Source organism: Kitasatospora sp. NPDC059747, from assembly GCF_042732955.1.
GTDB lineage: Bacteria > Actinomycetota > Actinomycetes > Streptomycetales > Streptomycetaceae > Kitasatospora.
Genome location: NZ_JBHWGV010000002.1, coordinates 43,116 through 50,507, shown reverse-complemented (window position 1 = coordinate 50,507; position 7,392 = coordinate 43,116). Strand labels below are relative to the sequence as shown.

Annotated in this window: 8 protein-coding genes; 2 read left to right on the top strand and 6 right to left on the bottom strand. The window is 74.0% G+C overall.

The annotated features are described in order from the left end of the window. A partial coding sequence (locus ACFV4G_RS01325) for a methyltransferase domain-containing protein (RefSeq protein WP_380435351.1) occupies nt 1-629 on the top strand: 629 nt, incomplete at its 5' end. A 36-nt stretch (nt 630-665) separates the two neighbouring features. Here ACFV4G_RS01325 and ACFV4G_RS01320 read toward each other — a convergent pair. Together ACFV4G_RS01320 and ACFV4G_RS01315 are read right to left on the bottom strand one after the other, a co-directional pair. Further along, the gene (locus ACFV4G_RS01320; RefSeq protein ID WP_380435350.1) at nt 666-1,541 is read right to left on the bottom strand and encodes an SGNH/GDSL hydrolase family protein; all 876 of its coding nucleotides are present in this window, start codon (nt 1,539-1,541) and stop codon (nt 666-668) included. 247 nt (nt 1,542-1,788) lie between these two features. Further along, entirely contained in the window at nt 1,789-2,634 is an 846-nt protein-coding gene (locus ACFV4G_RS01315) for a polysaccharide deacetylase family protein (protein ID WP_380435349.1), read from the bottom strand. A 216-nt stretch (nt 2,635-2,850) separates the two neighbouring features. On the opposite strand from ACFV4G_RS01315, the gene ACFV4G_RS01310 reads away from it, so the two are divergent. Further along, nucleotides 2,851-3,237, top strand: a complete 387-nt coding sequence (locus tag ACFV4G_RS01310; protein ID WP_380435348.1) for a hypothetical protein — start codon at nt 2,851-2,853, stop codon at nt 3,235-3,237. A gap of 318 nt (nt 3,238-3,555) precedes the next feature. Here ACFV4G_RS01310 and ACFV4G_RS01305 read toward each other — a convergent pair whose 3' ends face one another. The 4 genes from ACFV4G_RS01305 to ACFV4G_RS01290 form a co-directional block, all read right to left on the bottom strand. Continuing rightward, nucleotides 3,556-4,758 (bottom strand): phosphodiester glycosidase family protein, encoded by a 1,203-nt coding sequence (locus ACFV4G_RS01305; RefSeq protein ID WP_380435347.1) that lies wholly within the window; start codon nt 4,756-4,758, stop codon nt 3,556-3,558. A gap of 73 nt (nt 4,759-4,831) precedes the next feature. Further along, complete coding sequence (locus ACFV4G_RS01300) at nt 4,832-5,557, bottom strand: hypothetical protein (protein WP_380435346.1); 726 nt, start codon at nt 5,555-5,557, stop codon at nt 4,832-4,834. A gap of 49 nt (nt 5,558-5,606) precedes the next feature. Continuing rightward, nucleotides 5,607-6,704, bottom strand: a complete 1,098-nt coding sequence (locus ACFV4G_RS01295; protein ID WP_380435345.1) for a hypothetical protein — start codon at nt 6,702-6,704, stop codon at nt 5,607-5,609. A gap of 133 nt (nt 6,705-6,837) precedes the next feature. Next, nucleotides 6,838-7,317 carry a hypothetical protein gene (locus tag ACFV4G_RS01290; RefSeq protein ID WP_380435344.1) on the bottom strand — a complete coding sequence of 160 codons (480 nt, stop codon included), beginning with the start codon at nt 7,315-7,317 and terminating at the stop codon, nt 6,838-6,840. Between the last annotated feature and the right edge of the window lie 75 nt (nt 7,318-7,392).

Sequence of the window (7,392 nt, the reverse complement as noted above, 5' to 3'; positions counted from 1 at the left end):
GGGGGGGCGGGGGGGGGGCGCGCGGCGGGTGTGGGGGTCGGCCCGCGCGGCCGCCCCCCCCCCGCCACCTCGGCTGCGGCAACGGCACCCAGACCCGCTACCTCGCCGGGCACTTCCCGCGCGCCCTCGGGCTCGACCTCTCCCCCTCCGCCGTCGGCCTCGCCCGCCGCCAGGACCCGGACGGGCGCGCCGAGTACGCCCAGCTGGACGCGACGGACGGCGCTGCGGTCCAGGACCTGCACGAGCGCCTCGGCGATGCCAACGTCTACGTGCGCGGCGTGATCCACCAGAGCGAGCCGGCCGACCGCCGACCGGTCGCCGAGGCCGTCGCGACGCTGGCCGGGCGGCGCGGCCGGGCCTTCGTCGTCGAGCTGTCCGAGGCGGCGAAGCCCGTCCTCATGGGCCTCGCCCAGCGCCCGGAGGGGCCGCCGCCGAAGCTGCGGCCCGTCTTCGCGCACGGGCTCGCGCCCGCCGAGGTCGCCGACGGGACCTTCGCCGAACTCTTCCGCGCCGCCGGGCTCGCCGTCCTCGCATCCGGCGACATGCCGCTGTCCCTCACGGAGTCCGCCGCGGACGGCAGCCCGATCGAGCTGCCGGCGCGGTGGCTGGTGGTGGGCGCTCACTCGTAGGCGCCCGGCGGTGGAGGCGCCCGGCCGCAGGGGCGCTCAGCCCAGGTGGAGGGCGGCCATCGCCTGGTCCGCCATCTTCGACTCGCCCAGCGGGTTGGGGTGGACGAGCGCGAGGCTCGTGCTGAAGAACAGCGGCTCGATCCACCGCGTGCCGACCGGCGCGCAGGCGTCGTGGCCGTTCGACACGGCGCTCATGTCGACGTAGGTGGCCCCGGTCGCGGCAGCCGCCTTCTTGACGGCCTGGTTCAGGTGGGTCTGGAGGTCGCGCAGGTACGGGACGTCGCCCGAGGCGAGCGGCATCTTCGGGTAGCAGGACGGGTCCGCCGTCGCCGGGACGATCCACGGGTAGCCGAGGATCGCGACGCGCGCGTGCGGCGCCTTGTTCTTCACGGCGCGCAGCGCGGCCTCGACGGCCGGGCCCGTCTTGGTGTCGATCGTCCGGTTGAAGCTGTCGCCGTACGCGTCCTTGCACGGGCTGCCGAAGCCGGCGGTGAGCACGCCGAGGCTGCCGCAGGCGAGGATCGAGCTGATGAAGGTGCTGTTGTCGTTGCCGCCGATCGTCAGCGTGACGACGTCGGTGTTCGCGCCGACGGCGGCGAGCTGGGGCGCGACGCCCGGGTACTGGCCCCCGGCGAAGTCCTTCGTCTGGGCGCCGCCGCAGCTGACGTCCGTGAGGCGGGCGCCGGTGCGCGCGGCGATGAGGTGCGCGTAGTTCTTCGTCGAACGGGCGCACAGCAGCGGTGCGGTGGGGTCGAGCGGGAAGTTGCCGGAGGCGGCGCTGTAACTGTCGCCGAGGGCTATGTAGCTCACCGGGCCCTCGGCGGCCGCCGGACTGGCCGCGACGAGGGCGAACCCTGCGGCGGCGGCAACGGCGACGGCGGACACGCGGGACGCGGCAGCACGGAGCGGCATGGGGGTGCTCCTTCGGTGGGGGGTATCGTGCCGCACCCCGGGGGGTGGCGTGGGGACGGCACGAACTGCGGCTCGCTCAACTCCCCCGGTGGGACGGGGTTTCGTTGGCATGTCCTCGAAGTTACCGACGGGTTAGACGGGGCGTCAATAAGGAGGACGCACCCCTTTCGTCCCGTCGCCCCCGCCCGGTGATCCCCTCCGCCCGCTCCCCCCGGTGGCCGTCAGCCGTTCGCCGCCGGACGGCGCGTCACGGGGTCGTCCGGACCGGGAAGCCGGTCGCGCGGCCCTGGGCCTTCAGCCAGGTGAGCACCTGGTCGAGGGCCTCGACGGTCTGCTGGCGGTCGCCGCCGCCGTCGTGGAACAGGAGGGTCGGACCGTTGCCGATCTCCTTCTTGACCGTGCCGACGATGGCGGCGGTGCCGGGCTTGTCGAAGTCCTTGGAGTCGATGTTCCAGCCGAGCGGACGCATCCCGTTCGCGGCGGCGATGCGCCGGCTGTCGGGCGTGAACGCACCGCCGGGGGCCCGGTAGTACAGCACCTGGGCACCGCCGCCGGCGGCGTCCTCGATCATCTTCTTCGCGTCCAGGATCTCCTTCTGCTGGTACGCGACGGGCTTCTTGTCCATGGAGGTGTCGTGGTCCACGGTGTGGTCGCACAGCCGGTGGCCTGCCGCGACCACCTCCTTGACCAGGTCGGGGTGGGCCTTGGCCTGCGGTCCGATCATGCAGAACGTCGCCTTCACGCCGTGCCGCTTGAGCACGTCGAGGACCTTCGGGGTCCACACGGGGTCGGGGCCGTCGTCGATGGTGATGTTGACGGCGTTGCCGCCCGCCTCGGAGGCGTGGGCTATGCCGTCGGATATCCCGCTCTGCTGCTGCGTACCGCCGTCGCCGCCCTGGGCGCTGCCGTCACTGTTGTGGCCGTCGGTGGTGGCGCCGCCGCCCTGCTCCCGGGCGACGTTCTGCTGAGGGGAGTGGAGCGACCCGGTCACCGTCGGAACCGCCCAGGCCGCCGCCACCACGGCGACGGCCCCTACCGCGAGGGTCACCCGCGACCGGTTGCCCATACTCCCCACGCGCGCCTTGATGTCCATCAACGACCACTCCCCCCGACTGCCGGTTGCAAGCTCTCCGATGACCATGACGTGAACCGGACCGGAAGAGGTTCCCGCAGTTCGACGCGCGTAGTGGGAATACGGACGGACAGGACGCGCAGGTCGCGGGCACCGGCAATCCGTTGGCCCCCGGCCGACCGGCCCGACTAGCCTGACCGGAACGGTGGGCGGACGGCGGACGAACGGGGGCCGGTCATGGAGCGCAAGTCGCCTCAGCAGAAGAAGCTGCTGAGCTACCTCAAGGACGGACGCAACAACTACGGCGAGAACGACAAGAGTTCACGCAGGAACATCCGCAGGAACAAGCGGGCGGTCAACAGCGCCAACCGACGCCGTGAGCACCTGGCCCTGGCCGCGTCCACCGGGACCGACGCGACCGAGGAAGCGGGTACGGACACGATCGATCGTGAGCTGCACCGCCACCGCCCCAAGAGGTGGAGGAAGTCGCCCGACCTCCCCCTCGGCAAGGACGTGATCGGCGTACTGGAGTGGCGCGTCCACAAGGGCACCGACGCCGAGGAGCGCGCCCGGGCCCGCATCCGCCGAGTACGCGAACGCCTCGGCGAGGCCGAGCCCTCCTGAACGGACGCCGGCCCGGTCGACGGTCACGTCGGGCCCGGCGGTCCGTTGCTTGTGTGGGGGGATGCGAACGGACCGCCGGGGCGTGCGGGTCGGAAGGGGAGAACCGTCCGCACGGTGGGACCGGACGCGTTCGGGGCAGCCCCATCTTGCAAATCCCCGCACCCTCGCCGCAGACCCTCCAGCCGCGGCGCGGGCCGCGTTCGGTCCCACGCCTCGGAGACCCCGTGCGGCCCGGCGGATAACACTTTTTTCTTCTACGACCTTTCTCGCCGCCGCCTACGTGTGTACCTCCTGCCCACGGCGGAGTGACCGGCCGGGTCACCGCACGAAGACGCCGATGCCGTTCGCAATCGGGCGCTCGCCGCCGTCCAACTGGTTGCGCACCGCGGGGCGGCCGGTGGACGGGTCTCGGGTGACCATCGTGGCGGAGCTGCCGCCGTCCAGCTGGACGGCGGTGGTGGCGCCCAGGTCCTTGAGGGTGTCGGCCAGTTCACGCATCGTCAGGCCCGGGGCGTCGTCGCTGCGGCCGTCCGTGGCGACCAGCAGCAGGGTGTGGCCGCCCCCGGTCAGGGCGGCTGCGGCGCGTGGTTCGCGCCGGCTCGCGTCCTGTCCGGTGAGCGGTCGGCCGTCGAGCAGGATCGGCGAGGCGCCGAGGGCCCAGCGCGGCGGGAGGCCGTCCCGGTCGGCCAGGCGGTAGTCGACCCGGACCCGGTCGCCCTCCCGCAGGCCGCGCAGGTGGCGGGCGCCGGCCTCGCGGCCGAGCAGGACCACCGCGTCGTCGGGCACCCGGCCGCTGCCCGGCTCCGGCTGCTCGGAGACCACCCGGCCGTGCCGCACGGTCACCTCGTACGTCTCGCTGCTGCACGGCGCGGCGCGGTGGAGGTCCGTGCCGCAGACGGCGCGGGCGCGGGAGGTGTCGCCCCACTCGGGGGTGAAGGCGCCGATGCCGTCCTCCGCGATGGCGTACTGGTTCAGGCCGCGCAGCGGGACCGTCCCCCGCGGGCTGTCCACCGTGCCGCGCAGGTGGAGACGCCCGAGCCGGAGGCGGCCGTCGAAGCCGCCCGCCAGGACGTCCTCGACCGTCCCGCCCGGCGGCAGCATCCAGCCGAAGCGCTGCGCGGTGGGTACGGCCCCCGTGAGCGGCCGGCCCTGCGCCACCTCCGGGCCGACCGGCGCGCCGGTGGCCGGGACGCCAGGGTGCTGTTCCTCGCTGATGTTGAAGAAGTCGCCGTTCACGGCCGCCACCGCGCCGCGCTCCCCGGCCAGCCGGGTGAGCGGCTCCCGCGCGGCCACCGCGCCTGGGTACAGCAGGCCGACCGACACCCCCGGCCGGTCGAGGTCGACGGTCACCACGTGGAGCCGGGCGGGCCCACGGCCCGTCGGCACCTCCAGCAGGCGGTACGTCACGCCGCGCGCCACCCGGGACCCGTCGGGCGTCGCGGTGGCCGGACCGGCCGGCCCGATCACCAGCAGTGCGGCCAAGGCGAACGCCGGGAACCGCCCTCTCGTGCTTCGCTCCATGCCGGGCATGTCTACCTGCCCGACGTTCGGATGCAGACCGGCGCCGGCGGACTTTCGCCCGAAACGCGGAAGATCAACAACCCAGCGCGGCCGCCAGGGCCTTGGCCTGCTCGGGCGTGATGCCGAGGGCCAGCGGGACCCGGCGCGGGCTGTAGTCGGACGAGCAGACCGGGATCGGGCTGCCCTCGCGGACGCTCCACGCCGGCTGGTGGGCGCTGCCCGGGTCGCCCAGTAGGTGGCCGGCCAGTTCGTCCACCGCCTCGGCCGGGAACCCCACGTCGGCGAGTGCGTTCGCCACGACGCCCCGCGCCTCGGCCGGAGTCTCCGCGTCGCCGAGGGCCGGGAGCAGGAGCAGGAGGCGGCGGGCCGGGTCGGCCAGGCCGTCGGCGCCGTCCTGCGCGCTGCCGGCCAGCTTCACCAGCTCCGGCCAGGACAGGCCGGGGCCGGAGCCGTGCGGGCCGTCCTGGGCGAGGAAGCCGAGGCGGCCCCACGCGGGGTGGTGGACGAGGTAGTCGACGGTGCTCTCGTCCTCCCAGTTCTGCCAGACGACGTACGCCGAGTGCCCGCCGTCGAAGGGCACGCGCAGCGCGGTGCCGGGTGCCTCGGCGTCGCCGAGGCGCGCGATCATCGCCTCGTGGGCGTCCGCGTCGACCCCGTACTCCACGGCCGTCTCGTCCTCCACGCCGAAGGAGATCACGAAGTGGGCGAACCAGAAGGCGAGGTCGCCGGCGAGGTGCTCCCCCGCGACGACCTCGTCCCCGTCGAGGAACTCGGCGATGGGCATGTGAGCGGCTGTCATGCGACGCAACATAGCGCGCCCGGCCGACAGCCCCACACCTGGGCGAGCCCTACTGCAGCGCGACGATCTGCAGGCTCGCCGTCGAGGCGACCGTCCCGCCGGCGTACAGCGTGTGCCCGTCCGGGCCGACCGCGAAGCCGTTGACGCGTTCCTCGTTGAGCGCCTGGGCCTCGCCCTGGGCGACCGTGTCGGTCGTCGTGTCGAGGACGTACACCGACGGGCCTGCGCCCTCGATGGTGTCGTCGACGACGTAGAGCCGCGTGCCGTCCGGACTCACCTGCGGGTAGCGGAAGTCGACGCTGGTGGTGGTGAGCGTGTATCGGGCGGTGACGGTGTCCGTGACCGGGTCGATCTCGTCGCCCGCGCCGCCGTTGGCGCCGTTGACGGCGAACAGGCGGGTGCCGTCCGGGCTGAAGGCCAGCTGCGAGTCGTGGCCCGCGGCGGTGCCCGGGACGACGCGCGTCACGGCCGGCGCGGCGCCGGTGAGGTCGAGGTGGACGACGCCCGCCTCGCTGCCGACGTACAGGTCGTGTCCGCCGGGGCGGACGACCACGTTGCCGGGGATCGAGGCGGGGTACTCGACGGCCGACGTGAACGCCCGCTGCGCGGTGGCGAAGGAGAGCACGCGGCCGTTCCCGAGGTGGCCGACCGTCTGCGCGCCGGACTGCGACACGTACAGGGTGGCCCCGTCCGGGCTCAGCGCGATCCCGGCGGGCCAGCCGACGCTCCCGCCGGACGGGCGCGGCTGGTCGGGGAGCACGGTCGTGCCGAGCAGGGACATCGACCGGACGTCGATCACGCTCAGGGTGAGGTAGTCGAGCACGTACAGCCTGGAGCCGTCCGCGCTGAGCGCGGTGAACACCATCCAGCGGTTGGGCCCGAGCGCGAGCCCGCCGGCGGTGGCGCCGGTGCGGGTGTCGACGGTCTTCAGGACGAGGCCACCCTGCGCGGTCGCGGTCACGACGTACGCGGTCGCGCCGTCCGGGCTCACCACCGGGGCGGCCACCTCGTTGCCGACCGCGATCACCGCCTCCGCTCCGGACACCGGCCCGGCCGCCTCCGCGGCGCCGCTCGTCAACGCCAGGACCGCTCCGGCGGCGGCCAGTGCGACGCAGGTGCGCGCCGCGGCCAAGGCCTTGATGGACATGGGTCCCCCCTCCTCGGCACCGCACGGTGCGGTGCGGTGGGCAGACTAACGGGGGCGGCTGACCAGGGCATGACCGCACGCGCCTGCGGCCCGGGGTGCCGACGACTTTCGGACAGACGGAAGGGCTCGCCGATCAGCCCCTGCAACGGTGGCACTGGTCCGAACGGTCGTGCGCCGCAGCCCACATGACGACCAGGCAGAACGCGCCGCCGGTGCCGAGGAGCCCGGGTACGAGCAGTTCCGCCCAGCCGAGGGTGTCGGTGCCCATCACCTGGCCGGGGTCGGCCGGGTCGTAGACCACGGCGACCGTGCCGCCGACCCCGCCGCTGACGGTCCTCGTCCAGATGTCGGCCGGGGCCCGCGGGGCCGGGGCGAAGTGGATCAGGTAGCCGGTGGAGCGCTTCTCCGTGCGCATCTCGGCGATGGTGGCGGTGGTGTGCACGCCGTGCCGTTCGAGGGAGACGTACTGCCGTTCCATCCGGACGACGGAGGCCAGCATGCCGACGCCCAGCACGGCCGTGAGGCCGATCGTCCACCACGTGCCGTGGCTCCGCCGCTGCCACCACCGCAGGCGTCGCCGGTGCACCCGCTGCCTCGGTGTCCTCCCCCGCATGCCGGTGATCATCCCACGTGGGCGCGGGGCGGCGGGAGGCCTCGGAGTGGGAAGTCGGCGTGATCGACTTCCCAC

Bases quoted from the DNA above. Each gene is read 5' to 3' on its own strand.
- ACFV4G_RS01300 (WP_380435346.1), bottom strand. From the start codon at position 5,557: ATGACAGCCGCTCACATGCCCATCGCCGAGTTCCTCGACGGGGACGAG.
- ACFV4G_RS01305 (WP_380435347.1), bottom strand. From the start codon at position 4,758: ATGGAGCGAAGCACGAGAGGGCGGTTCCCGGCGTTCGCCTTGGCCGCA.
- ACFV4G_RS01320 (WP_380435350.1), bottom strand. From the start codon at position 1,541: ATGCCGCTCCGTGCTGCCGCGTCCCGCGTGTCCGCCGTCGCCGTTGCC.
- ACFV4G_RS01295 (WP_380435345.1), bottom strand. From the start codon at position 6,704: ATGTCCATCAAGGCCTTGGCCGCGGCGCGCACCTGCGTCGCACTGGCC.
- ACFV4G_RS01310 (WP_380435348.1), top strand. From the start codon at position 2,851: ATGGAGCGCAAGTCGCCTCAGCAGAAGAAGCTGCTGAGCTACCTCAAG.
- ACFV4G_RS01290 (WP_380435344.1), bottom strand. From the start codon at position 7,317: ATGCGGGGGAGGACACCGAGGCAGCGGGTGCACCGGCGACGCCTGCGG.
- ACFV4G_RS01315 (WP_380435349.1), bottom strand. From the start codon at position 2,634: ATGGACATCAAGGCGCGCGTGGGGAGTATGGGCAACCGGTCGCGGGTG.